This is a genomic window from Bacteroidales bacterium (assembly GCA_035353855.1).
Taxonomy (GTDB): Bacteria; Bacteroidota; Bacteroidia; order Bacteroidales; family CG2-30-32-10; genus DAOQAK01.
Window position 1 is genome coordinate 19,768 of the sequence record DAOQAK010000019.1, and the last position, 26,915, is coordinate 46,682.

General features: G+C 32.8%; 29 protein-coding genes. 20 read left to right on the forward strand and 9 right to left on the reverse strand.

Going from position 1 to position 26,915, the window contains the following annotated elements; translation table 11 throughout:
- Positions 1 to 61: 61 nt before the first annotated feature.
- The 16 genes from PKK00_06405 to PKK00_06480 all read left to right on the forward strand — a co-directional run bounded on the left by PKK00_06405 (position 62) and on the right by PKK00_06480 (position 14,181).
- Positions 62 to 763 carry a DUF4339 domain-containing protein gene (locus tag PKK00_06405; protein ID HNW98024.1) on the forward strand — a complete coding sequence of 234 codons (702 nt, stop codon included), beginning with the start codon at positions 62 to 64 and terminating at the stop codon, positions 761 to 763.
- 124 nt (positions 764 to 887) lie between these two features.
- On the forward strand, positions 888 to 3,524 hold the full coding sequence (locus tag PKK00_06410) for an AsmA-like C-terminal region-containing protein (protein HNW98025.1): 2,637 nt from the start codon (positions 888 to 890) through the stop codon (positions 3,522 to 3,524).
- 99 nt (positions 3,525 to 3,623) lie between these two features.
- A complete protein-coding gene (locus PKK00_06415; protein HNW98026.1) occupies positions 3,624 to 4,643 on the forward strand; it encodes a PDDEXK nuclease domain-containing protein in 1,020 nt (339 codons plus the stop codon).
- A 344-nt stretch (positions 4,644 to 4,987) separates the two neighbouring features.
- Positions 4,988 to 5,539: a hypothetical protein gene (locus tag PKK00_06420; protein ID HNW98027.1), complete on the forward strand. Its 552-nt coding sequence runs from the start codon at positions 4,988 to 4,990 to the stop codon at positions 5,537 to 5,539.
- Positions 5,540 to 5,590: 51 nt separating this feature from the next.
- Entirely contained in the window at positions 5,591 to 6,208 is a 618-nt protein-coding gene (locus tag PKK00_06425) for a YiiX family permuted papain-like enzyme (protein HNW98028.1), read from the forward strand.
- A gap of 46 nt (positions 6,209 to 6,254) precedes the next feature.
- On the forward strand, positions 6,255 to 6,854 hold the full coding sequence (locus tag PKK00_06430) for a hypothetical protein (protein HNW98029.1): 600 nt from the start codon (positions 6,255 to 6,257) through the stop codon (positions 6,852 to 6,854).
- A gap of 63 nt (positions 6,855 to 6,917) precedes the next feature.
- Positions 6,918 to 7,418 carry a hypothetical protein gene (locus tag PKK00_06435; protein HNW98030.1) on the forward strand — a complete coding sequence of 167 codons (501 nt, stop codon included), beginning with the start codon at positions 6,918 to 6,920 and terminating at the stop codon, positions 7,416 to 7,418.
- Positions 7,419 to 7,561: 143 nt separating this feature from the next.
- Complete coding sequence (locus PKK00_06440; protein HNW98031.1) at positions 7,562 to 8,389, forward strand: hypothetical protein; 828 nt, start codon at positions 7,562 to 7,564, stop codon at positions 8,387 to 8,389.
- A 138-nt stretch (positions 8,390 to 8,527) separates the two neighbouring features.
- On the forward strand, positions 8,528 to 9,043 hold the full coding sequence (locus PKK00_06445) for a hypothetical protein (GenBank protein HNW98032.1): 516 nt from the start codon (positions 8,528 to 8,530) through the stop codon (positions 9,041 to 9,043).
- A 121-nt stretch (positions 9,044 to 9,164) separates the two neighbouring features.
- On the forward strand, positions 9,165 to 9,866 hold the full coding sequence (locus PKK00_06450; protein HNW98033.1) for a tetratricopeptide repeat protein: 702 nt from the start codon (positions 9,165 to 9,167) through the stop codon (positions 9,864 to 9,866).
- A gap of 85 nt (positions 9,867 to 9,951) precedes the next feature.
- Positions 9,952 to 10,473 (forward strand): 6,7-dimethyl-8-ribityllumazine synthase, encoded by a 522-nt coding sequence (ribH, locus tag PKK00_06455; GenBank protein ID HNW98034.1) that lies wholly within the window; start codon positions 9,952 to 9,954, stop codon positions 10,471 to 10,473.
- Positions 10,474 to 10,630: 157 nt separating this feature from the next.
- The gene (gene fmt / locus PKK00_06460; GenBank protein HNW98035.1) at positions 10,631 to 11,605 is read left to right on the forward strand and encodes a methionyl-tRNA formyltransferase; all 975 of its coding nucleotides are present in this window, start codon (positions 10,631 to 10,633) and stop codon (positions 11,603 to 11,605) included.
- A 179-nt stretch (positions 11,606 to 11,784) separates the two neighbouring features.
- The gene (locus tag PKK00_06465; protein HNW98036.1) at positions 11,785 to 12,057 is read left to right on the forward strand and encodes an HU family DNA-binding protein; all 273 of its coding nucleotides are present in this window, start codon (positions 11,785 to 11,787) and stop codon (positions 12,055 to 12,057) included.
- Between the two features lie 105 nt (positions 12,058 to 12,162).
- Positions 12,163 to 13,194 (forward strand): agmatinase family protein, encoded by a 1,032-nt coding sequence (locus PKK00_06470; GenBank protein ID HNW98037.1) that lies wholly within the window; start codon positions 12,163 to 12,165, stop codon positions 13,192 to 13,194.
- Positions 13,194 to 13,895, forward strand: coding sequence for an RNA methyltransferase (locus tag PKK00_06475; protein ID HNW98038.1), 702 nt, complete (start codon positions 13,194 to 13,196; stop codon positions 13,893 to 13,895). Before PKK00_06470 ends, PKK00_06475 begins: the two co-directional genes overlap by 1 nt.
- Before the next feature lie 58 nt (positions 13,896 to 13,953).
- The gene (locus PKK00_06480) at positions 13,954 to 14,181 is read left to right on the forward strand and encodes a 30S ribosomal protein THX (protein ID HNW98039.1); all 228 of its coding nucleotides are present in this window, start codon (positions 13,954 to 13,956) and stop codon (positions 14,179 to 14,181) included.
- Between the two features lie 33 nt (positions 14,182 to 14,214).
- On the opposite strand, the gene murD is transcribed toward PKK00_06480, so the two are convergent.
- Both murD and PKK00_06490 read right to left on the reverse strand, forming a co-directional pair.
- A complete protein-coding gene (gene murD, locus PKK00_06485; protein HNW98040.1) occupies positions 14,215 to 15,582 on the reverse strand; it encodes a UDP-N-acetylmuramoyl-L-alanine--D-glutamate ligase in 1,368 nt (455 codons plus the stop codon).
- Positions 15,575 to 16,954, reverse strand: coding sequence for a hypothetical protein (locus tag PKK00_06490; GenBank protein ID HNW98041.1), 1,380 nt, complete (start codon positions 16,952 to 16,954; stop codon positions 15,575 to 15,577). Before PKK00_06490 ends, murD begins: the two co-directional genes overlap by 8 nt.
- A gap of 114 nt (positions 16,955 to 17,068) precedes the next feature.
- Here PKK00_06490 and PKK00_06495 point away from each other — a divergent pair, with 114 nt between their 5' ends.
- Positions 17,069 to 17,632 (forward strand): YqgE/AlgH family protein, encoded by a 564-nt coding sequence (locus PKK00_06495; protein ID HNW98042.1) that lies wholly within the window; start codon positions 17,069 to 17,071, stop codon positions 17,630 to 17,632.
- A 4-nt stretch (positions 17,633 to 17,636) separates the two neighbouring features.
- Here PKK00_06495 and PKK00_06500 read toward each other — a convergent pair whose 3' ends face one another.
- The 7 genes from PKK00_06500 to PKK00_06530 form a co-directional block, all read right to left on the reverse strand.
- The gene (locus PKK00_06500; GenBank protein HNW98043.1) at positions 17,637 to 18,524 is read right to left on the reverse strand and encodes a serine acetyltransferase; all 888 of its coding nucleotides are present in this window, start codon (positions 18,522 to 18,524) and stop codon (positions 17,637 to 17,639) included.
- 5 nt (positions 18,525 to 18,529) lie between these two features.
- Entirely contained in the window at positions 18,530 to 19,450 is a 921-nt protein-coding gene (cysK, locus tag PKK00_06505; GenBank protein HNW98044.1) for a cysteine synthase A, read from the reverse strand.
- 8 nt (positions 19,451 to 19,458) lie between these two features.
- On the reverse strand, positions 19,459 to 20,796 hold the full coding sequence (locus PKK00_06510; GenBank protein HNW98045.1) for a YihY/virulence factor BrkB family protein: 1,338 nt from the start codon (positions 20,794 to 20,796) through the stop codon (positions 19,459 to 19,461).
- Positions 20,797 to 20,873: 77 nt separating this feature from the next.
- Positions 20,874 to 22,430, reverse strand: a complete 1,557-nt coding sequence (gene citF, locus PKK00_06515; GenBank protein HNW98046.1) for a citrate lyase subunit alpha — start codon at positions 22,428 to 22,430, stop codon at positions 20,874 to 20,876.
- 1 nt (position 22,431) lies between these two features.
- A complete protein-coding gene (locus PKK00_06520) occupies positions 22,432 to 23,640 on the reverse strand; it encodes an aldolase/citrate lyase family protein (protein HNW98047.1) in 1,209 nt (402 codons plus the stop codon).
- Between the two features lie 410 nt (positions 23,641 to 24,050).
- On the reverse strand, positions 24,051 to 24,290 hold the full coding sequence (locus PKK00_06525; protein ID HNW98048.1) for a hypothetical protein: 240 nt from the start codon (positions 24,288 to 24,290) through the stop codon (positions 24,051 to 24,053).
- Positions 24,291 to 24,567: 277 nt separating this feature from the next.
- A complete protein-coding gene (locus tag PKK00_06530; GenBank protein HNW98049.1) occupies positions 24,568 to 24,909 on the reverse strand; it encodes a hypothetical protein in 342 nt (113 codons plus the stop codon).
- Between the two features lie 151 nt (positions 24,910 to 25,060).
- Between PKK00_06530 and PKK00_06535 the strand changes: the two genes are divergently transcribed.
- The 3 genes from PKK00_06535 (at position 25,061) to PKK00_06545 (ending at position 26,885) form a co-directional block, all read left to right on the forward strand.
- Positions 25,061 to 25,732 (forward strand): DUF5011 domain-containing protein, encoded by a 672-nt coding sequence (locus tag PKK00_06535; GenBank protein ID HNW98050.1) that lies wholly within the window; start codon positions 25,061 to 25,063, stop codon positions 25,730 to 25,732.
- 95 nt (positions 25,733 to 25,827) lie between these two features.
- Positions 25,828 to 26,505 (forward strand): hypothetical protein, encoded by a 678-nt coding sequence (locus tag PKK00_06540; protein HNW98051.1) that lies wholly within the window; start codon positions 25,828 to 25,830, stop codon positions 26,503 to 26,505.
- 50 nt (positions 26,506 to 26,555) lie between these two features.
- The gene (locus tag PKK00_06545; protein ID HNW98052.1) at positions 26,556 to 26,885 is read left to right on the forward strand and encodes a DUF5011 domain-containing protein; all 330 of its coding nucleotides are present in this window, start codon (positions 26,556 to 26,558) and stop codon (positions 26,883 to 26,885) included.
- Positions 26,886 to 26,915: the final 30 nt, after the last annotated feature.

Below are 26,915 nucleotides of genomic sequence, written 5' to 3' on the forward strand. Positions count from 1 at the left end.
GTTACTGTTCTTTATTAAAGCAATAAAATAGTTGGCAGCAAGCCGAATAAATGAAAAGAATATGAAATACTATTACATCGAAATAAAAGGACAGCAACAAGGGCCTTGGACTATCGAAGAATTAAAAAATATGCGATTGACCAAGGGAAGTTTGGCGTGGACAGATGGAATGACTGATTGGGACAAAGTTGAAAATATTGACGAATTGAAGGATTTTGCAATACCGACTCCTCCTCCTTTGAAAGTTTCCGAAGCACAGAATAATTCAAACATTTCTCAAAAAAAAGACTCAAAATATGACAATAATTATGAGAAAGCAAGTGAAGCTGTAATAGTAGGATTTGTATTTATTATCATTAATTGTGTTATCATATTTGGTGGTTTAAACAAATTTAAGACCAAAGAAGAAGTTGCTAATTATAATTTTATAGTAGGTTTTATATCATTTATTTTTAGAATAATCATAACAGTTTGGGTCAGTAATATTGCGAAAGGACAAAATAGAGATACATTTGGTTGGGGTATTTTTGCGTTCTTCTTTCCTACTCTTGCATTAATTATAATAGGTTTTCATAGAAAATTAAAAGGAGATGACCAGCCTATTACTTCAAAAATTGAGACACCAAATAAAGAAGAAGCAAAAAGCATTACAGTGAGGTTTAAATCAAACAAGAGACTTGAGACATTTGATTTGAAATATTGGGAGACAGTAAAAGATTATTATGGTGAAGAGAATTTTGATATTATTAAATACTATAAATAAAAATATATCGGCCAGCTGCCAACTTTGAGCTGCTTCAATGGCTCCCTGTTCGTGCTCTTCTCATGACAAGTGCAAAAAAATAAATAAACTAAAAGATAAACATAAAAACTAAAACACAAAAACCATGATAAAAAAAATATTAAAAATTACGTCGATCGTAATAGCGGTGATAATCATTGCTGCTATTGTACTTCCGTTTGCATTCAAAAGTAAAATCGAAGCAAAACTGAAAGACGAAATTAACAAAAGCGTTAATGCAAAAGTCGACTGGAAAGACTACAGTTTAGGTCTGTTCCGAAACTTTCCAAATTTTAATTTATCGCTCGATGAGCTTACTGTCATTGGTGTTGATTCATTCGCAACCGACACACTTGCAAATATAAAATCGTTGAACATCACAGTCGACCTGATGAGTGTTATCAACGGCAGCACCTATAAAATCAAAAAAATAAATTTAGATGAACCCAACCTATTATTGAAAATTTTAAAAAGCGGAAAAGCAAACTGGGATATTGCAAAACCTTCGGAAACAACCGATACGACTGCTACCGAGCAACCTTCCGATTTCAAACTGGCGCTTCAAAAACTTTCCATCACAAAAGGAAATATTATTTACGACGACCAAAGTACGGATATGCGAATTGAAGCGAAAAACGTGAATAGCTCCATTAAAGGCGATATGACAGCCGATGTAACTTCATTAAGTACAAAATCGACCATCGAATTTTTAACTTTTGCTTATGGCGGAATGAACTACCTGAACAAAGTGAATACCGAAGCTACAGCCGATATTGAAGCCGATCTGAAAAATTCAAAATATACATTTAAAGAAAATGAGTTTCGTTTGAACCAGTTGTTCCTCGGTCTTGACGGATTTATATCGATGCCATCGGATGATATTGATATGGATCTAAAACTGAATGCAAAAAAAACCGAGTTCAAAAATTTCCTTTCACTTCTCCCCGCCTTGTATGCTAAAGACTTTGACAACATTGACACAAAAGGAAAACTTGCGCTCGACGGTTATGTTAAGGGAACTTACAACGATAAAAAAATGCCAAGCTTTGCCGTGAATATCCAGGTTGATGACGGCATGTATAAATATCCCGATTTACCGAAAGCCGTTACCAACATCAATATCAAGACAAGCATTACAAACACCACCAGCGATATTGACAACACGGTTATTGATATTTCAAAATTTCATTTCGAAATGGGCAGCAATCCTGTCGATATAAAAATGAATATTAAGACTCCTGTATCTGACCCGCAGATCAACGGAACCATAAAAGGAAAAATAAATTTAGCTGAAGTAAAAGATTTTTATCCTTTAGAAAAAGACCAGCAGATGAACGGAACAATTAACACCGATGTTACATTAAACGGAAAACTTTCATCAATTGAAAACAAGAAATACGAAGATTTTAAAGCAACCGGACAGGTTTCGATTAACGGCTTAACCTACAAAAGCAACGACTTTGCACAGGGAATCACCATCAACGATATGAAATTATTGTTTTCGCCGCAGTATGTTGAACTGGCTTCATGCAGCATGATAATTGGCAAAAGTGATTTGAAAGCCACAGGACGCATCGATAATTTATTATCGTACTTTCTCAAGAACGATATTTTAAAAGGCACATTCACCAGCTCATCGAAGCTAATGGATCTGAATGAATTCATGCAGCCTTCTCAAACAGCTACAACTGCTCAGAAAACAGATACCGCATCAACCATGTCGGTAATTGAAATTCCTGCGAATATTGATTTTGTTGCAAATGCAACATTCGGAAAAGTTTTATACGACAACATGGAAATGACAAATGTGGTCGGCGTTCTGAAAATAAAAGATCAACAGGTAAACCTCGAAAATTTAAAAATGAACATGCTCGACGGACAGCTTACCATGAGCGGTTATTACAGCACAAAGAATCCGAAGCAACCTGAAATAAATTTCAACCTCGATATAAATCAATTCGATATTGCAAAAACAAGCAAAACATTTTTAGTGGTTCAGAAATTAGCACCTGTTGCCAACGCATGTTCCGGAAAATTTTCAACTAAGATGAATATGACAACATCATTGGACGGCAAAATGACTCCTGTTATAAAAACCATGTCGGGCAAGGGTTTGCTGAATACTTCAAGCATCACTGTTCAGGGTTTTGGCCCGCTGACAAAACTTGGCGAAGCATTGAAAATAGAAAAATTCAAAAAGCTAATTCTTGATAAAGTCAATCTTTCATTCAGTTTTGCTGACGGAAAAATATTTGTTGAACCTTTTGATTTTACTTACGGACAATCAAAAGGAAAAATCAGTGGTTCCAATTCGTTCGATCAAACCATTGATTATGTAATGAATCTTGAAATTCCAAAAAGTGAATTTGGCGGAGCAGCCAATGGTGTGCTGAACAATTTAACATCGAAGGCAAACAGCAAAGGTGCAAATGTTACGGTTGGCGATGTTGTGAAAGTAGATGCCATAATTGGAGGAACCATTACCAAACCTACTATCAGTCTTGGATTAAAAGGCACCATGAACGAGGCTATTGACGATTTGAAAGATAAAGCAAAAACCGAAATCGACAATAAGAAAAAAGAAGCAGAAGATAAAGTAAAAGCAGAAGCAGATAAACAAAAGCAGGCAGCCGAAGACAAAGCCAAAGCCGTACAGGATAGTTTGAAAAAAGCTGCTGAAGAAAAAGCAAAAAAGGAAAAAGAAGATTTGAAAAATAAATTAAAAAATAAAATTAAGTTTTAATTTTTTCAACGTATAAACATATTAAAAAAAGCAATCCTTCCATTACAATCTGTACAGTAAAAAAAGATGAATAACAGAAATTAATTAAGTTTGTAAGAAATGCAAAAAGAGAATAAAATATTACTTAATACAGAGACAGCGATTTTTCAAGAGTTATCTCAACTTATTGAGCAAAGCAAAGCACAGGTTGTATCGTATGCAAATAGTACGTTAACACTTCTTTTCTGGCAGGTAGGTAAACGTATTAATGAGCATATATTGCAAAATAAAAGAGCTGAATATGGAAAGCAAATAGTGCAGACTTTATCGGCTCAATTGGAAAAAGAATTTGGCAGAAGTTTTACCGAGCGTAATTTGCGTAGAATGATGCAATTTGCAGAAGAATTTGCCGATATTGAAATTGTGACATCACTGATGACAAAATTGAGTTGGACACATTTTCTCCAACTACTTTCATTAAAAACGATGGAACAAAAATTATTCTATTCGAGGAAAATAGCAGAAGAGCAATGGAGTGTAAGGCAAACTCAAAAATATATTCAGCAAAAAACGTATGAAAGACAAGAAATTGCCAATTCGCAAATTGTAGGAGAGAATACAGCGTTGAAAGACACATTTAAAGATCCATATATTTTAGATTTTCTGGGAATGAAAGATGGGTATCTAGAAAAAGATTTGGAATCTGCTATAATTAGAGAGCTTGAAAACTTTATATTAGAACTGGGGAACGGTTTTACGTTTGTAGAACGACAAAAACGAATTATTCTTGATGGAAAAGATTTTTATCTTGATTTATTGTTTTTTCACCGAAAACTAAAACGACTTGTTGCAATTGAATTAAAACTTGATGATTTTAAACCTGCATATAAAGGACAAATGGAACTCTACCTTAAATGGCTCGATCGATATGACAGGCAGGAAGACGAGAACAGCCCTATTGGCTTGATATTATGTGCAGGAAAAAGTACCGAACAAATTGAATTACTCGAGTTACACAAAGATGGCATTATGGTTGCCGAGTATTGGACAGAATTACCACCTAAAAAAGAACTTGAAGCAAAGCTTCACAAAGCATTGATTGAAGCAAAAGAAATTTTAGAAAGAAAAAAATTACAATAATGAAATGAATTTTATTGGCAATAAAAATATTTTAAATATACAGAAGACCGCTTTCTTATGTAGTAGGTCAATTCTGCATCAGTAGTATTAAAGTGCTACGATGAGTAATCGAGTATAAAGAAAAGAGTGCTGTATTATCAAAGATATTCTTAGCCAGCAGGAAAAAGAAGATTTAAAAAATAAATTAAAAAATAAAATTAAGTTTTAAAATTTTTCAAATGCTGATATTGCAGTAATAAGTATACACAAAAGTTATGATGCAAATAATGAAATGGACACTTTATATTATTTTAATATTTTTTTTTCTTTCTTGTGACTCAAAGAAGTTTAAAACAAATTCTGTTTTGAGAGATACTTTAAAAAAAGATACGATTACAAAGTCTTACTCAAACAATCAAAATGAATACAGGTGGGACACTTTATATATTTCAACCGATTCTGACACCTACGTTATTGGAGATTCTTTTACTAAGAAAATTAGATGTGTCTCAACAAGATTTAGACCTGTAATTTCATTTGGAGACTTCCCTGTTGATACAATGTTCAAAGGATTGAAAGCTCCATTAGATTTAAAAAGTCATAAATTAGGTAAAATGTTTAGAACAGCAATAACTACAACCTATAATAAAGAGGGAGTTAATTTTGCAGGGCATTATTGCTTTGTTGAATGGGGTTGCGGTTCTGGGCGCCAAGAAAGTGTAGTAATTGATGTTAGGACAGGTAAAATTTACGATGGATTAAATTCTGGACGTAGTGGATACAGATTCAAAAAAGATAGCAAAATGATAATTATTAATTCGCCTGATGATAAAGACTACTATTTTGATGATGTATATGGAAAACCAAGAGTATATATTTTTGACGAAAATAGTAAACAGTTTAAAGAAAAAGAATAAACCTGCTGCAAAAAAGTGTTTGCCGTAAGTGAATTTAATATGCTCTTCATTATGCAAAAAAAATTCACATCAATTATTTTATTTTTTCTGACAATTTTATTTTACCAATGTAATGTCAGACAAAATAAAATTTCCGATGGTGATATTATCTTTCAGACTGACACATCTACATACAGCAAAGCAATTAGAGCTGCAACACATTCTCAATATTCACATTGCGGAATTATTTTCCAAGAGAATGGAAATTATTTTGTTTATGAAGCAATAGGTCATGTTAAAAAGACTTCATATAATAATTTTATAGCAAGAAATAAAGGACTTCATTATGTAATAAAAAGATTAAGGAATTCAGACAAAATATTAACTTCAGAGGTTTTGAATAAAATGCAAAATAAATTCAAAGCTTTTGAAGGGCTCGAATATGATGAAGGATATAACTGGTCTGATGATAGACTTTATTGCTCTGAATTGGTTTGGAAGATTTATTATTATTCAACTGGACTTGAAATAGGAAACACACAATATTTAAAAGAATTTGATTTAAGTAGTAAGCTCGTTATGGAAAAAGTTAAGGAAAGTTTTGGAGATTCAATTCCATACGAAGAGTTTTTTGTTTCACCAGAAGCAATTTTTCAATGCAAACTCTTATATACTGTTGATTCACTTTAAAAGGCTAGTGGCAGCTAAGAGCTCATTAGCATTCAGTATTAATATTATGAGAAAACATTTTAATATATTTATTTTAATTTTAGGCATAGGACTTCTTTCTTGTTCATCATGTATTGATAAAAGAAAAGACAATGCTACTGATTCATTCAAACAATTATTAAAGAAATTTAAAATTCTTAAATTACCATTACAAATAAGAGAAGGGGAAATTGAAACCAATGGTCTTGCTTTTAGTTGTGACAAAAACTCCAAAAGCGATACTTCTTTTATAAAATTTTATTGTATGTATTATGGCATGCTCCCCGATACTAATAATTTCTATGCATTAATAGTTTTAAATCCCGCAGATATTATTTTACCTACTCTGATAACATTTGACAAGACAGGAAAAAAAATAAACGAAGAAATATTATGTGTAAGTGGGTGTGGCGGCGGTGGACCAGGATTAGACTGTAATCCTCAGACTACAATAATAGAAAATGATTTGACAATTTATTGTGTAGATACTATTCGTACAGTTGAATTTGACAGAAAAGGAAATCCAATTGAAAGCACACGAAAATATTATTGTGAGTATAAGAATGGGAAATTAAATAGTAACGGAAAAATCACAATGACAACTGAACAAACAAAAGATTTAAAATAAATACTGTGAGTTTGTGTCTATTCACTACAATTACAAACGACATTTAACACCAAGTTTGATAATATGAATAAAAATACTGTTTTAAGATTACTGACTTTATTTTCGTTATATTTAATTGCAGGAAAATGCGCTTCACAGGACAGCACTGCATTCTACAGACGCTCTAGTATATATTTTGAGATTGGAGGAAATGCATGTAGTTATTCCATTAATTATGAATGGATACTCACTCATAATATCCAAAATAATTTCTCGGCAAGAGGTGGAATAAATTATCTTGCTGGATATATGGGCTGTATTATTATGACAAATTATTTTTGGGGAAAGAAACATAATTTATTTGAGCTAGGTGCCGGGCTTTATAGACATTGGAATAAAAATGACTTAGATAATACTTTTACAATGACAGTTGGGTATAGATATCAAAAAAATGGATTACTATTTAAGTTAGGGTTCACCCCATTATTTGATGTAGCTTTTGACAGAAAGCAATTTATTAAGCCTATGATCGGGCTTGGTCTTGGTTATGCTTTAAAAACCAAGAGAATAATTCAGAACGACTGATGCCTGTTGACATTCATACAGATTTGCTAGTTTAGTTTGAATGTAATAAATTTGAAATGATAATTAAATTTACACAACATAATTTTATTTAAAGAATACGTTGCAATAAAAAAACCGTTATAAACATTATCTTAAATTTATACATGAATAAAAAAATTGCTTTCATTTTTTCTTCAATAATATTCATGGTATTGTTATCATCATGTTCAATGATGTTTCAAAGAGCTTATATAGCTTCAGCGCCCAATATCAATTATTTTGAAAAAGAAAATGAAAAAAATCTAAAGCTTACATTATTCTTAAATCATTACGAAGCACAATCAAATTTTGCACTTTCAAAAAACATAGGATTGTATACAGGTATTAATGGTGGTTTTAGAAAACAAATTGGTTGTGAAATTGCAGGAATTTATTATAAGAAATTAAACGATAAAAATTATTTCGAAACGCAGGCTGGCTATGGTTACTTCAGCAACACATCCACAATAACTGATTTACCATGGGATATGGGAGCAATGATAGAACATGGGACATGGTATAGCATGAAAAGCAATACGATTTATCATAAGTTTTTTATCCAACCTACATACATCTATAACCTGAATAGTGTGAATTATGGTTTTGCTATTAAACTTAGCGCAAATTATTTCGACAAATATTATTACTATCATTGCTTTAGCGAAAACCCCGAGGATAATTTCATTACATACGACACATACAGCACTGGCGACTTTCAACATAAATGGAGTTTTGCTTGCGAACCTTCTTACAGGGTTCAATATAACAGCAAACTTTATTTACAATTATCAGGAATTATCATAAGTAATTTTGGCAATTCACAATTAATTCATGGTCGATTTGATCATTCACAATTAACAGATGAAAAAGTAATCGGAATATCGAGAAACCCACAGCATCTGTATTTCCTATTCACTATTGGATATGAAATAAAATTTGGAAAGAAAAAATAAAAACAAATCACATAAAATGAGTAATAAGTGTAAAAACATTGTTATAAACATAACAACATCGTAATTTGAAAAGCATTTAAAAAGCTGCATTGATAGTATAGATTTAATATCTTTGACCAATTCTTAAATAATACTCATATGCCAACACCAAGCGAAGAAAGCTACAGGTTCCTGATCGAAAACGAATGGCGCGATATTCATCATTCCCGCATACAGGAATGGTCGGCATTAGGATTAATTGCTGCCGCACATGCTGGATTATTCGCTTTTGTTGATAAAATAAAAAGCGAACCCGCTACTTATCTTTATCATATTAATCTAATTTATGTTTGCAGTATTATTGATATCTCATTTGCATTATTAGGATTAATAATTGTTTGCCGTCACCGTAGATTAATGTGGCTAAAATTAAATTGGATATTCGACGCAAATGATAAACTTGGTTTAATAAAAAAAAGTGCTAATCCTAATGGTATTATTCCTGAAAATTACTGGAAGCAAAAATATCGTGATTCTTATCTTGAATTTTTGAATAAGCCAAAAGTTAACTGGAATAAATTAAAAATGCCACGACCTTTTTCAACAAGCGGGTTAATGGCAATGTTATATATAATCCTTGGTATTATTGATGTTTTTATATTATTTTCCGCGTAGATATTTTATAATTTTACTAACTTTTAACAACTTGAACCTGAATAAAAAATTATTATTTACACCATATATATTGTTAATATAAAAAAAAAATTAATTTTGCAGTCTCAAAATAAAATTTAAAATGGCAAAATCAGATAAAGAATCAGTAGGCGACAAGAATATTTCTGCAGTTGAGGAAGCGCTTAGTAAAACCGAAAAATATATTGAGAAGAATCAGAAAATCATAATGTACGTCATTGGGGCTATTGTAGTAGTAGTTGGCGGATATATGCTTTTCAAGAAATTCTATCTTGAACCAAAAGAGGAAGAAGCACAAAAACAAATGTTCTGGGCAGAACGTTATTTTGAAAAAGATTCACTCGACCTGGCTCTCAATGGCGATGGAAACAATATCGGGTTCCTTGAAGTTATTGATGAATACGGAATGACCAAAGCTTCAAATCTTGCACATTATTATGCAGGAATGTGTTTGTTAAAAAAAGGTCAATATGAAGAAGCAATTGATCAGCTTGAAGATTTTGATTCCGACGACCAGTTAGTTGCACCTATGGCTACCGGAGCTATTGGCGATGCATATATGGAACTCGGCGATAATGATAAAGCATTAAAGCAATACATGGAAGCTGCCGATATGAACAATAATCAATTCAGTACCCCATTCTTTTTAATGAAAGCAGGATGGACATATGAAGTTATGGGCAACTATGACGAAGCACTAAAATTATACGAGCGTATTCGTACTGATTATTACAAAAGCGTTGAATGGCGCGAAATTGATAAATATATAACAAGAGCCAAAGCTCTTAGTTCTTCTAAAGAATAATTTTACTTTTACCTGTATTAAAAATAGCAGAAATGAAAATTTCTGCTATTTTTGTTTTCAATCATTGATAAATACAAATAGGATTATGTCATCAAAACTAAAAAACCTTTCACCCTTTAAACAGGGAAATATGCCTTCAGCTTCAAAAATGTCGTTTGGGATAGTTGTTTCCGAATGGAATGAAGAAATCACAGGGAAGCTGTATAAAGGCGCTTATAATACATTAATTAAATATGGTGTAAAAAAAACCAACATTATAAAAATTAATGTACCCGGAAGCTTTGAACTACCTTCAGGCGCCCAGTTCATTTTGGAAAATACAAAAGCAGATGCTGTTATTTGCCTGGGTTGCGTTATTCAGGGCGAAACACGTCATTTTGAATTCATATGTAATGCTGTTGCAAATGGAATTTCAAGTGTGGGAATTCTTTATAAAAAACCGGTAATTTTCGGAGTACTGACAACAAACAATCAGCAACAGGCAAAAGACCGCTCTGGCGGAAAACATGGAAACAAAGGCGATGAAGCAGCTTATACGGTAATTAAAATGGTGGCTCTACAAAAAGGGTTATCTGGAAATAAAAAGGGAAAAGGTATAAAGGTATAAAGGTATATGGTATATGGTATATGGTATATGGTATATGGTATATGGTATATGGAAAGTGGAATATGGAAAATTAAAATATCGAATTAAATCTTTATAAACTTATACCCTATACCCCTATACCTCTATACCCCTATACCCATGTTCAAAATAAACTTTAATGAAAAAAAATTTAAATATCGTTTACATGGGCACGCCCGAATTCGCAGTTGCCCCACTTAAACTTTTACTGGAAAACGGTTTTAACATTTCTGCTGTGATCACCGCACCCGACAAGCCTTGCGGGCGAGGATTAAAAGTTGCACACTCTCCTGTTTATTTGTTTGCAAAAGAAAAAGGATTAAAAATTCTGCAACCGGTAAAATTGAAAGATGAAAATTTTATTAATGAACTTTCGGAAATTAATCCCGATTTACAAATTGTGGTTGCATTCCGTATGCTTCCCGAAGCCATCTGGAAACTCCCTAAAATAGGAACTTTCAACCTTCATGCTTCACTGCTTCCGCAATATCGTGGCGCTGCTCCAATCAACAGGGCTATCATGAATGGAGAAACCAAAACCGGAGTTACTACTTTTTTCATCAATGAAAATATTGACACGGGAAATATTTTATTACAACAGGAAACACCCATAAATCCTGATGAAACAGCAGGTGAACTTCATGATAAATTAATGAATATCGGTTCGGATCTTGTTTTAAAAACTGTTCAAATGATAGAAAATGGAAATATTAAAACCATTCCTCAAAACAAATTTGTAACAGAAAATATTGTTTTAAATAATGCTCCTAAAATTTTTTCCAACGATTGTAAAATAAACTGGAATGCGGGAATCGACAGTGTTTTCAACCACATCCGCGGTCTAAGTCCTTACCCTGCCGCACACACCGAATTAATTTCACCTGAAGGCACTCCCTATTATATTAAGGTATTCCGCTGTACCAAACGAAAAGAAACACATAATTATAAAACAGGAAAAATACTGACCGACCGCCGAACTCAGATAAACGTTGCTGTTCCTGGTGGTTTCATAAATCTTGTGGAAATTCAATTGCATTCAAAGAAAAAAATGACCATTCCCCAGTTTTTATGCGGATTTCCAATAGATGACAACTGGAGCGTAAACCTTATTTAACTTCAAATAAGCTGTTTTTACTAAGTAATTCAGGCATTTTCATCGAGAGTTGTTAACAAAAACGCCAATTTATTAACAAAATCGCACTTTTTAGAAGTGAAGTGCTTGCGGATTCGCTGATTATACCTATATTTGCGCTGTAATTAAAAAACCAATTAATTAACCTAAAACAAAAAGGTATGAACAAAGCACAATTAATTGAAGCAATGGCTTCAGAAGCAAAAATCACTAAAGCTGCTGCAAAATCAGCATTAGATGCATTCGTATCATCTACTACAAAAGCTCTTAAAAAAGGTGAAAGAGTTGCATTAGTAGGTTTCGGAACTTTCTCAATAGCTAAAAGAGCTGCTAGAAAAGGACGCAATCCTCAGACTGGTAAAGAAATTAAAATTGCTGCTAAGAAAGTTGCAAAATTCAAAGCTGGTGCTGAATTAGCTGCTAAAGTAAAATAATTTTTGCTTTGCTAATCTTCTAAAAAGTCTCCCGCCCGGGAGACTTTTTTTTTATTTTACATTTTGTACTTTTGTGTACTATAAATAATTTTAACACTTTATTACATGAATGATTTCAATCCAAATGATATTGGAAATATCAACAATAATATTTTCGGGCTTCCTTACGATACAAACTCTGCAAATATAGTATTTGTGCCCGTTCCATGGGATGTTACCGTTTCATATAACGATGGCACAGCTCATGCTCCCGAAGCCATATTCAACGCATCTTTCCAGGTTGACTTATTTGACCCGATAAAAAAAGATGCCTGGAAAACAGGGTATGCGATGACTAATATTCCAAAAGAAATTATTTCAAAAAATAAAAAACTAAAACAATTATCATCATCCATTATTGAATCGCTTGCATCAGGCGAAAACATTAGCACTTCAGTCATTCAGAAAAAACTAAACATTGTAAATCAGGGTTGCTCCGAATTGAATGAATGGGTTGCAAAAGAAACAAAAAAATATATCAGCAAGAACAAACTTGTTGGTATTATTGGCGGAGATCATAGTTCGCCTTTAGGTTTTATAAAATCACTTTCAGGTAAACATAGCGATTTCGGAATTTTACAAATCGACGCTCATGCCGACCTTCGTGATGCATATGAAGGATTTACTTATTCTCATGCATCAATAATGTTTAATGCTTTAAAAATACCACAGGTAAAAAAACTGGTACAGCTTGGCATCCGCGATTATTGCGAAGATGAACACAACCTGATTCAAAAGAATAAAAAAAGAATTAAAACTTTTTTCGACAGGGATATAAACGGGAAAAAATTCAAAGGCATAAGCTGGGAAAAAATCTGCAAAGAAATCATCAGCGAACTTCCCGATAAAATTTACATCAGTTTTGATATTGACGGGTTAGACCCAAAACTTTGTCCGTGCACCGGAACACCTGTCCCCGGCGGCTTCGACATACATGAGATTTTTTATCTTTTCGAAATGTTAGTTTCATCAAAGAAAAAAATAATAGGTTTCGATTTATGCGAAACAGGAATCAGCAAAAATGAATGGGATGCAAATGTTGCAGCAAGGGTTTTATTCAAACTTGCCAACATCATGTCAAAATCAAATAATTTATAATGACCGGTAAACTTACATATGAACAAAAAACAGGGTTATACGATTTCCTGGCTGGTTTTATTACCGATAACCGCAAGCAACGCTTTGATGAGATAGCAGCATTCCGCACCCGGCATTTAACTGTTGTCCTTGAAGATATTTACCAGTCGCATAATGCAAGCGCTGTGCTGCGTTCATGTGATTGCTTCGGCATACAGGATGTTCATATCATTGAAAATGCAAATACATATAATGTGAATCCTGATGTTGCATTGGGTTCTTCAAAATGGTTATCCCTTTTCAAATACAATCAAAAAGAAAATAATACTACAGATTGCATTTCCTATTTAAAAAAGAAAGGTTATACTGTTCTTGCAGCTTTGCCCCACAATAATGATAGTTTGATTGATAACGTTGATATATCAAAGAAGACAGCTATAATGTTCGGAACGGAAAAGAATGGACTTACTGAAGAGGCAATTAATTCAGCTGATGGTTTTGTTAAAATCCCTATGTATGGATTTACTGAAAGTTTTAATATTTCAGTATCTGTTGCTATTGCTTTATATTCTTTATCACAACGTTTACGAAACAGTAATATACACTGGCAACTGGACAAAAATGAAATAATCGATATGAAAATAGAATGGGTTAAAAATACAATACAGGATGCAATTTCATTAGAAAAAAAATATGTTGAAAAAATTATAAATTCAAAATGAAAATATTTTTTCAGAAAATTTTTATATTTGTAATACTTAACCTTAAATAATAAATTATATGGGAAAAGGAGACAAAAAATCAAAAAGAGGTAAAATATCAATGGGCAGTTATGGTATAACCCGCCAAAAGAAAAGAAAAGGAACATACCCTGCTAAACCGGTTAATACGGCAAAAAGCGAAAAAAAGATTACAGAAGTTATTTCTGAATCTGATACTAAAAAAACCGCTGTAAAAAAAGCCCCGGTTAAAAAAGCGAAAAAAGAAACTGAAACGACAACGGAATAAATAAACCAAAAGAGTTGAAAAGGTAGTGAGAAGTTATAAAACGCTTTTCACTATTTTTTTATATACCTCTCCCCTTTCTTCAAAATTTCTAAAACTGTCATAACTCGAAGCGGCAGGTGAAAGCAGACAAATTCCATCTTTTACTGTCTTTTGCTTTGCAACAGTTACAGCATCTTCAAGCGAATCGGCAATAATTAAATTTTTATTGGGTTTTTTCTTTGAAATCATCTGATACATTCTTTCACCGGCTTTTCCCATAAAAATAATATTTTTCACTGATGATTTTATCAAATAATCTACAAGATATGAATAGTCAACACCCCTGTCATAACCTCCAAGAATAACGGTATTCACATCTTCAAGCGTTTTAATGGCTTCAATGGTTGCTTCAGGAATCGTTGCAATGGAATCGTTATAATAATCGATCCTGTTAAAATTACCTACGTATTCAATACGATGCTCCAGACCCTTAAAGAAATTCACACCTTCAATAATATTGTTATCAGGAATACCATATAGTTTACAGGCGCAAATAGCGGCCATAATGTTAAGCAGGTTGTGGCTGCCTTTCAGTTTTCGTTCCTGGTAAATATCATAAATCGGGTATGCATCACCGTCTTCGCTGAAAAATATACTTCCATCAAGAACATAACAACCAAAGTTGCATTTATTTTTTAAGGAAAAAGTATAACAGTTATCAGCATATTCCTGCGATTTTATAAACTCTCTCGATGCTTTATCATCGGCATCATAAATAAAATAATCATAAGCTTCCTGGAATCTGAAAATGTTAAATTTTGCCTGCTTATAATCTTCGAAGCTTTTATAATAATCAAGGTGTTCCTGGAAAATACTCAGCAATATTGAAATATGCGGGGCTTTATGAATGTACTCCAGTTGATGCGATGACAATTCATAAACAATACATGTTGTTGAACGAATCTGTTCAAAAACATTAAAGGGAGGCACACCAATATTCCCAACTAATAGCACATCATCAGTATATAATTTCATGATGTGATAAATTAATGATGAAGTTGTGCTTTTTCCTTTAGTTCCTGTAATTCCAATAATTTGACGATGATAACATTCCAGAAAAATATCCGTTTGTGAAGTAATTGTGTTCTTATCAAATTTAAAATTAACATGATTCAGCGAAACACCCGGGGTTTTAAAAATCAAATCATATTCCAGTATTGCTTCAAGATACCTGTCGCCTGAGTAAAATTTTATCTTTTCATTTTTTATACTTTCAAAAGCATTTGCATTTTTATCGGCTATCGCCAACTTCACATTAGGAAAATATTTTTTAAAAAAACAATATGTCGATTCCCCTTCCCTGCCGTAACCGAGAATTAATATTTTTTTTCCTTTAATTTTTTCTTTTATCAAATCAATCATAAAGATGCTTTTTTAAACTGTTTTCAAAACTTGTTTTTAAAAAATGTTCAGCATTAAATTGTTTCAAGAATACAGAAGTGTCAAAGGTTTTATATTTATTATACTCATTGCTTTCTTTATAATGTTTAAGCAATTTAGGAAGTTTATCATTAAGCTTCTCAATAATCATTACCAGGGCCACATTTACATCATCAATAGTTCCAACACATTCAAATGGCTTCGTTTCTTCAGCGCCATATAATTGTTTAAATATATAAATTAATTTTTCATCATCAAGAATATTCTTTCCAAATATATTTATTATTTCATCAGAACTGATAAAAGGAGAAAGAATTATTGCCGTGAACAAGCATTTAGGACATATACCACACCAGCTATCGGTTTTGCTTCCGGCATTACAACTTCTAAAAACCTTGAAATATTTCGGGGATTTAGAAAATAATTTTGCAATCTGCAATTCATTAATTGGTCGTAAAAAACTAAAATAATTAAAATCTTCCGAAATATATTTCTTTACATAATCCCTGAAATCTTTTTCAAAAGCAAACGATTTTGAATATTGATGATTAACATCCGAACCACTTACGGTTGATTCATTAGCGCTCGATTCATTCGATAATAAAATATTTTTATTTCCGGTTATAGCAGAAGTATAAAGCGAAACAAAAGCCAGCAATGCAGAAAAAGGAGTATGACCATTCAGAAAACCTTCATCATTCATTTTAAGCAAAAGCGGATCAATGGTTCGGTTTACCTCGATGACCTTATCCATAGAATAGCCGGCAGTTTCAGCAACATCAACACATGCTTTACGCGGGTTTAAGATAAGCAATAAATTTTTATCTTTCGACTCTGTATTCAATTCAATAGTTACTACAGAATCCTTACCTCCGCCAACAGGGATGATGTTGGCATCATCCAGCGAAAAATTTTTTTTTGCAGCTACATCTTCCGACTCGGAAATAATTTTCATAAAATCTTCCTGCGTATCATGAATTGAATTCAGATAAAAAAACTCACCCAGTCCTTTATAATAAATATTTTTCCACCATTCAATCTGTTCCCTGCTCAGCAAAAAAGGTTTAACAATAACTTCCTTAGGACACGCGGTTTTCCAATAACTTATAAGTTCTATCATCCCTATATTGAAAACAATATTATCCAGATCTTTTTCAGAAAAATCATTAATTTTATAAAAAGATTTTAACGGGATAGTATAAGAAGGACGGAAATTATATATGTTATCGAGATTAAAATTAAATGCTATTTCAACGGAATGGGACAATATCCTGTGTTCAAAACTTTCGAATGAAAATCGTTTAAACTGTTTTCTGAATTTTTGATATTTATAAAAGTTATCTGATTTCCCCATTTATAAAACGATAAATAAAATTGAATATTTTTTTTAATCTTTGTTTCAAATATACAAAATTGTTTATTTAAAAATTAGGTTTCATTTAAACTTTTTAGTATTTTTATGTAAATTATGAATCCAGCTAATATAAAACCGGCACAAGGCACCTTATTAATATCGGAGCCTTTTTTAAAAGATTTTTATTTCAGAAGATCTGTAGTTCTGCTTGCAGAACATGATGAAAATGGTTCTTTTGGACTGATTATAAACAAACCACTTGAAATAAAACTAAATGAGGTAATAGTTGATTTTCCTGAATTTGATGCGGATGTATATCTTGGCGGGCCTGTAAAAACTGATAGTTTATTTGTACTACATACTATCGGAAATAAAATACCTAACAGTTTGAAAATAATTGAAGGCCTTTACTGGGGCGGTGATATCAACACTATTAAAAAATTAGTAGAAGAAAAAAAGATAAACAAAAAACAAATTCGTTTTTTTATTGGTTATTCAGGTTGGGATCCAGACCAGCTTAACAATGAACTAAAAGAAAATTCCTGGGTAATTAAAAAACTAAAATCAGAAAAAATTTTAAAAGAGCCTCCTGCAGAAATGTGGAAAAACCTGATTATTTCTTTAGGCGATGAGTATTCAACATGGCTCAATTATCCACTCGACCCAATGATGAATTAATAATTTATTTTTTCTGTAATATTTTTGCATTAACCGGAACATCCTGTGTTATCCACATATTCCCACCTATTACGGAACCTTTTCCAATAGTAACTCTTCCCAGTATTGTTGAATTAGAATAAATAATCACATCATCTTCTACTATCGGATGTCGTGCAATTCCTTTGATAGGCTTGCCATTTTCATCTAACGGAAAACTTTTCGCTCCAAGTGTTACACCTTGATAAAGTCTTACATTTTTACCAATTATAGTTGTTTCACCAATTACAACACCGGTTCCATGATCAATAAAAAAGTATTCATTAATATCAGCACCCGGATGAATATCTATTCCTGTTAATGAATGAGACATCTCTGTTATAATCCTGGGGATCAAAGGAACATTCAATTTAAAAAGCTCATGTGCAATACGGTAATAAGTTAAAGCAATAATACTGGGATAACAAAAAATTGCTTCCCCATAACTTTTAGCTGCAGGATCACCATTGTATGCCGCTACCACATCGGTAGCTAACAATTGTTTTATATGCGGAAGCTTTTTAAGGAATTGTGTTGACAACTCTTTTGCTTGTTTATCACAGTCGGTGCAATACCTTTTTCCATCAGTGCAATCAAAGCATAATCCTCTTTTTATTTGTTCAGTAAGTATCCTGTTTATTATATCAAGGTTTGCTCCTATGTAATAGCTCATTGTTTCTGCCTCCACTTCTGAATGCCCAAAATAACCGGGAAACAATACTCTTTTCATGTTTAACATTAAAGTGTTCAAGCTTTCGATAGAAGGCATGGATGCATCGTGAACAGAGCGATGCTGAAGAAAATTATATTTTTCAGAATTCAGTTGGAACACAACTTCATCAATAATATTTTTATAATTATTTTTTTCTGTCATAAAATTTATAAAAAAAGTGATGTACTTAAATATCTTTCGGCTGTATCGCAAACCATAAAAACCACTATCTTACCTTTATTTTCAATCCTTCCGGCAACCTGCAAAGCAGCATAAGCATTTGCACCTGATGATATACCGCAAAGTATTCCTTCTTCTTTTATCAGCATTTGTGCAGTTTTAATGGCTTCGTCATCACTAACGGAAACTATTTCATCAATAATTTCTGTATTTAAAATTTCAGGAATAAACCCTGCACCTATTCCCTGTATAGCATGACGTCCGGCTTTTCCACCCGAAATTACAGGAGATGATAAAGGTTCAACTGCAATAATTTTTATACCTGGTTTTCTTTTTTTTATTACTTCTGCTACACCAGTAATGGTTCCACCTGTGCCAACACCAGAAACAAAAATATCAATTTTACCATCAGTGTCGTTCCATATTTCTTTAGCAGTGGTAATCCTGTGAATTTCGGGATTGGCTTTGCTGCTGAATTGCATCGGCATAAAACTATTTTCATTTCCAGATACAATTTCTTTTGCTATCTCAACAGCACCATTCATGCCCTTTTCAGAAGGCGTCAACACCAATTCTGCGCCAAAACCTTTAAATAATTTTCTTCGTTCTTCACTCATACTTTCAGGCATGGTAAGTATCAGCTTATACCCTTTTACTGCACAAACCATAGCAAGCCCAATACCGGTATTACCACTGGTAGGCTCAACTATTACGGTGTTTTTATTTATCAATCCTTTTTGCTCTGCATCAGTTATCATGGCATTTGCGATCCTGTCTTTCACTGATGAAGAAGGATTATAAAATTCGAGCTTAGCAAATATTTCAGCAACGCATCCTTCGGAAATCTTATTCACCTTTACCAATGGTGTATTTCCAATTAATTCCAATATATTTTTTGCTGCTTTCAAAAGTAAATTTATATTTCCATCAAAAGTTTATTCGAAGAGCTTTGTGCTATAGTTTCTGTAAAAGTTTTCATTGATTCACTAATATCTTTTAAAGCCTGGGACGAATGAATCTTGACATCCACCTCGCAATGTTCATCAAGCTTTTCAACTACGTATTGAATAGTCATCTTGTGAATATCAGTAGCCGGTTGGTATGCAGTTTCTTTTTCATTTTGTGTTTTTAATTCCGACAAAATTCCGCATCCGACCAAATCGTATAATATGCGACGAATAACTCTTACAGGTACTGCCAGGTGTTGCGACAATTCAGCATCAGTAAGAGGTTTTAATCCTTTAGCAAAATTTTTTATCAAATGATGTGTGATTAGAAGAGATAACAACCTCTTGTTATATCCACTAATTTGAGAAATATCGATATCATATTGAAATTTATGAACGTTTTGATGAGCATACGAAATTTCAACACCTAACAATAATGAAATCCAGCTTACCCTCAACCAAACAAATAAAAGTGGCAATGCAGCAAAACTTCCATATACCGCGTTAATATCTATCAGTTCCAATTGCAGAACAATGTATCCCATTTGTGCAAGCTGATAAATGGTTCCGGCAATTACACCTCCATATAAAGCAGAAGTAAACTTAACTTTTGTATTAGGAATCACCATGTAAAGCATTGTGAATAAAAACCACGCTATGAAAAATGGTGTCCAGTTTAACAGGAATGAAATAAAAGGCCCCACGTATCCAATAATAGCGTATTCATTCGACATGCTATTTACTGTTGATGAAACAAAAACAGTAGCGCTGCTTGATAAAATAATGAGGATAGGAGCAATTAACATAATGGCAAAATAATCGCTGAACTTACGGATAAAACTACGAGATTCTTTTTGTTCCCATATTTCATTGAACGATTCTTCCATCTCGCCAAACATTTCCATAACAGACCATATCAAAATGATTAATCCAATTCCGGCAATCAATCCTCCCTGGGTCTCTTCTATTAATTTATTTGCAAAGCCCAGAACAGTTTCAATAATTTCTTTTTCACCGGTAAAATTCTTGGTGATCTGCTCTTCAAGCATCTGCTCAAATCCAAATCCTTTTGCAATTGCAAATGCCATAGCGAAAATAGGCACTATTGACATTAGTGCATAATAAGTCAGAGCCGACGCCCTTAACGGGCACTCATCTTCTTTAAACCCTCTGAATGCAATAACTATAATCCGAAGTTGTTTTAATAAAAACGATTTCGCCTTAGGCAAATCTTCAAGCCTGATGTGCCAGATATCATGAGTGAGAAAATGATATATCCAAACAATATATTTTTTAAGCCTTTTCATATTTTTTTACAAATTTTCAGGCAATATAATTTCATTATACGCAAAGTATAGCGAATAGTTATATATTTAAAACAGGTTTATTGGCGTATCTGCCAAACTGTATCAATTACAGTTCCGTCAACCCATTTAACTACAGCAACAGGATTATCGGTATACTCTGCTTTATCAGGTTTTCCGCAAATTTCCTCTGCTTCTTCTTTAAGTTGTTTGATTGTTTTAATAGGCAATGAAGAACCTTTTAACTTTTGTATTAAATCTTTTCTTAATGGATTGATAGCAATACCTCGTTCTGTAACGATTACATCAATTAATTCACCGGGACCGCATATTGTTGTTACTTCATCACGAATAACCGGAATACGATCACGGAATAAAGGAATAGGAAGTATTGTACATTTTGAGAATATACAATTCTGCCAACCACCTATACCATGCAATAGTACACCATCAGAATGTGTAACAACATTTGCATTATAATTAAGGTCTACTTCTGTAGCGCCTAAAATTACAACATCAACCATAGAAGCAAAGTTTCCTTTTCCATGATAATTATAGCTGGTGAATGGACTTGTATTTAAATGATTCCGGTTTTCACGCATAGATCGAACACCTTCAAGGTCGAAAGTCTGACCATCAAGAATGTAATCCACTAAACCATCTTCAAGCATTTTTACCAGGTATTTATTGCTGCCTCCACGTGCAAAGCGGGCTTTCATGCCACGTTCACGTAAAATATCGGCGAAATAAATTCCTATCGAAAGTGCAGTTCCACCTGCTCCTGCCTGGAATGAAAAACCATTTTGAATAATTCCTGCTTCATCACAAAACTTAGCAGTCATTTCAGCAAGCAGAAGCCTATCCGGGCTTTTAGTAATTTCAGTAGTTCCTGAAACTATTTTTTCGTGAATACCTACTTTGTCAACCTGTACAACATAATCCACGTAGTTACCATGAATTTGCCATGGTATGCAAGGAAAAGGAACAAGATTATCGGTTACCACTATAACCTTATTGGCATATTGCGAATCTGCTAAAGCAAACCCAAGAAGTCCGCATGCAGCAGGTCCCCGGTCGCCGGTAGCATTGCCAAAATAATCTGCTGTTGGTGCAGCAATCACGGTAATATCAATAACCACTTCACCATCCTGTATTGATTGATAACGACCGCCATGCGAACGAAGAATTCCCATCCCTTTCATTTTTCCGGCAGAAGTAAAACGTCCTAATGCACCGTTCATACTTCCCTCGATATGATGAATCACACCATTTTCCAAATATTTAATAAGTGGAGAATGACATTCAAATGAAGCAGAAGGAACCCAGGTAAGGTTTTTAATTCCCATCTCGGCAGCTATATCGAAAATTTGTTCTGCAATCACATCGCCATTCCTGAAATGATGATGTGTTGATATGACCATACCATCTTTCAACCCGGCTTTTTTTAATGCATCTTTTAAAGTTGGCACCAATTTGTTTCCATCAGCAGGATAATTAGCACAACTGGCAATAAGTGGTGCATATTTATGACCCGTAGGAATATATTTACCAACTCCCATGTATGGGATTTGAGGCTTTCCATTTACTTCGGTAGGAACAAGGCGTCCTATAGCATTTTTTACAAATTTTGCAGCCATATTATACTTCCCTCCAGTTTGATTTTAGTTTACCTAATTTAACAGCAATATTTATTGTACGTTGAGCTCTTTTCACAACTGGTGGATCGATCATTTTTGTTCCGAGAGAAACAACACCTAATCCTTTTTCTCCAGCTTCAATAAATGCATTTACAATTTTTTTAGCTTTTTCAATTTCTGAATCATCCGGACCAAAATTTTCCTGGATAACCCTTATTTGTCGAGGATGGATACAACCCATTCCATCAAAACCAAGAGCCTTCGATTTCAATACATTTTGTTTCAGTCCTTCCATATCAGCAACATCAGAGAACACCGAATCTATCGGTTGAATTCCTGCAGCACGACATGCATTCACGACCTGGCTACGTGCATAAAATGATTCGACACCTTCTGATGTACGTTTAGTGCCTAGATCTGCTGTATAATCTTCCAATCCAATAGCCATAGCAACTATATTTTCTGAAGAAGAAGCAATTTCAAATGCTTTTATAACGCCCAGGCAACTTTCAATAATTGGCATCAGCCAAACGTTTCCTTTAATTTTATTCTTCTTTTTGATATCTTCGATTTTTTTATTCACCTGTTGAATCTGCTCTGCACTCTCACATTTAGGAATAAGAAGGAGATTAACGTTATGTGGAATTAAAAATTCCAAATCATCCAACCCGCGAGGAACCTGGTTTATACGAACCATACGTTCCACACCATAAAAATCGACAGAACGTAATGCATTTCTTACAACAAATGATGCTTCAAACTTTTTATCAGGAGCAACAGCATCTTCAAGATCAAGAATGATTCCGTCAGGTTTATGAATGCCGGAATTTATCATCAGGTTTGGAGTATTTCCTGGTAAGTATAACCTGGAGAACCGGAATCTGTCTTTCTCTGTCTGATACTGATTTTGCTTAAGAACAGGTAATAAATATTCTTTATCAGAGTCCATTACTTGTTTTATTGCAGCTTCAAGTCTAGCAGCAATAACGAAATCAAGCGCACCTGAATCCTCTATAAGTATTTTTGCATTTTTTATTTCAAAAAATGAAAGGATATCGGTTGCTAATTTATGAATGCTTTTACCAAACATCACGTTAACCTTACTTTCTATTTTAAGGTCAACGCCACCTTTGGTTATTAGCTCAATGCTTACATGACAATCGGAACGTATTCCCTTTCCTTTATTGCCAACTAATGCAGTTTTTGTCAAAGTACCCTCCTTTTTGTATTTTATTAATTGTTAGGTTGACCTAAATGAATTCCACCATTTTTATCAATATGAAGATTTTGCTCTTCTTTGGTCTCTGGTTCTTTAGCTTTCTGAGTTGCCTTTTGCTGAACCGGTATCTTATTTTGCTTATGCAAACAACAAGAATCTGTCTTTATATTATTTATTGAATCAATAATATTTTGTTTTTCAATTTTTAAAATAGAATCAATAATTGCTTGCTCATTATTATTATCTTTTTCGCTTAAGTATTACAAGAAACTAAAAGCAGAAACGTTATAACTAATGTAAAGAAAGAATTACGCATAAAAATTATTTATTTGAATTCTTTGGTAAAAGTATAAAAAAAAAGAGTGCTTTTAGGCACTCTTTTTTTTTATTGAAGACGAAAATTACTTAGCTTTTTTTTCATCTTTCTTTTCATCTTTTTTCTTTAAAGTGTCAGCTTCAATTTTTGCAATTGAATCAGCTTTTAATGAATCAGCTACCTGGATAGCTTTTTCAGCTTGAGCAATTGAATCAGCTTTTAAAGAATCTTTTAATTTTTGTTCTTTTTCTTTGTCATTACCACCACCGCATGCAACGAAAGTTACAACACCAGCAGCAATAAATAATGCGAATACTTTTTTCATGTGTTTTTAAAATTTAGGTTAATTCAGTGGCAAAATTATTTATTATTTATTTCTTACAAAACAATTTTCGACTTTTTTTTTAACATTTTTTATGTATTTTTTATATATGCTTAATATAAAGCGACTTACATAATAAAAAAAATCAAGTATTTATCACTATTAACAGTTTAAAATAAATTTTGGTATGGTAATTTATGTTAAAATCAACAAATATATATTCATTTGATAAAAAAAAGGAGGATTGTTTAATCCTCCTTTTTTAATAAATTTTCATTTATTAATTAGTTTTCTTTGTAGTTCCACCAGGTCTGGTACCTTTAGGCTGAGCTGTTGTGCCTGAAGTTGTTGTTTTTGGAGCCTGTCCTTGTGGATGGTAACCTTGTTTAGGTTTAGGTTTATTCTTTTCAGCTTTCTGAATAGAATCTTGTCTTAAAGAATCCATTCTTCTCTGATCTGCTTCAACTCTTGCTAAAGAATCAGCTTCTCTTTTAGCTTTTTCAGCAGAATTTATTGAATCCTGTCTTTCTTTTTCTTTCTTTTCCTGATCCGCTTTGCTGGGACCACAAGCAACGAATGTAACCATTCCTGCTACTAATGCTAATGCAAATAATTTTTTCATATTTTTTGTTTTTTTGGTTAACCTGTGGGCAAAATTAATATTTATTTTAATATGACAAACTTTTTTTTTATTTAAAAAAAATTATATACTTTTGTCGCAAAATAAAGATGAATTCAAATTAACCTTATTATTAACTTAACACAAAATTATTATGAAAAAAATTCTTTTATCTGTAGCAGCGTTAGCATTTGTATTTGGTGTTACGCTAACTTCATGTACAAAAGATGATGTAACAGCTCCAGTTATTACGTTAACAGGTGCAGCAACTATTACCTTAGACCTTGGTGATACATATACCGATTTAGGAGCAACAGCAACTGATGCAGAAGATGGTGATTTAACTACAAGCATTGTTCCAACCAGTACAGTTAACACAAGCCAGGTTGGAATGTATACAGTAAAATATAATGTTACTGACGCTGCCGGTAATGCAGCTGATGAAGTAACAAGAACTGTATATGTAAGAGCTGACAAATTAGTTGGTACATATAATGTAAGTTGTGTTATTTCTTCAGGTCCTGGTGCTCCAGGTTGGGATGGTACAGTAACCGTTACTGCATCCAGCACAGATTATAACAAACTGGTTATTCATAATTTTGCCGGATGGGGTGATCCTGTAGTAGCAACTATTACTGTAAGTGGAGCTAATATAACAGTTCCTTCACAACACCCAACTGGCGTTCCATCTGGAAGTGAAGGAACAGCAGCAGGTACAACCGGAACATATAATGGAACTACTTTCAAGATTAATACTCTTAATTACACTTGGACATATGATACAGGTGGTATTGATGTATGTGCTGAAACTTGGACAAAATTATAATTCTATTTTTTAAAAAAAAAGAGATACATGAGTTCATGTATCTCTTTTTTTTTTACATTAGTATAATTATTGCAATTGCTTTTATTAAAAAAATCATGAAAACGTCAATTAGTATCATATTTATAATTCTATTCTCTCCTATATTTTTATTAGGACAATCAGATAGCACATTTAAATCATCTTTAAACGATTCTATATTAAATAAAATATATTCACACATTCCTAAGGGGTGGACTATTACAGAAAAGGGCAATCAAATTGTATTTCAACGCAACGACTCTATTTTCTCTTTAGAAGAATATCGTTTTGATACAAAATACATGACCGAAACAAAAGCTGAAAAAAATGAAAAAATAATAACAAACGGAAAAAAAATTGTTAGCAAACTTGTTTTAAGATATGAGACCCGTTGGAGCTATTCAAAAACCTTAACTACAAAAAATAATAATGCTTTATATAGCCAAAAATTACAAAAACTTCCTGAAAAATACAAAATAACTTCTCTTTATAATAAAAAATTAAGCACCAAACTTAATTCTGTATATACTGGTATAACCGATAAAGAAAAGGATGCAGTAAAAAAATACGAAAAAGAGCGTGTTGAAATATTATCAAAAATAATTACACTTCCGATGTATAATACTGAAAAATATAGTTTTTTTATTGTTTCAATGGAAGGGTATAATAATGATAATCATTATATAATCCCAGAAGCAGCATCATCTGAGTTTTTTAAAATATTAACACTGTTTTTTGAGTTTTCCGCAAATTAACCTTTCTTCTTTGTTATATGTTTTTTATCTTTGCTAAAAACATAATCAATATGAAAACATTACACGTGATCTTATCCGGTATTATAACTATTTCTTTATTCTTTATAATTTCGTGTAAAGATAAAAATGAAGATACCACTTCGCCTGTTATTACGGTGAATGGGAATAATCCGTATACTGTTAGGCAAGGCACCACATATTCCGATCCCGGCGCTACTGCCACTGATGACACCGATGGCGACATTACTTCAAAAATAGTTGTTATAAATAATGTAAATACTACCGATACGGGTTCGTACCAGGTTAAATATAATGTTGCCGACAATGCCGGTAATGCAGCCGAAGAAAAAGTAAGGACGGTAAAAGTGATTTTCATGTAAAAACTTTTTCCTTAAAACTTTAAAACGACA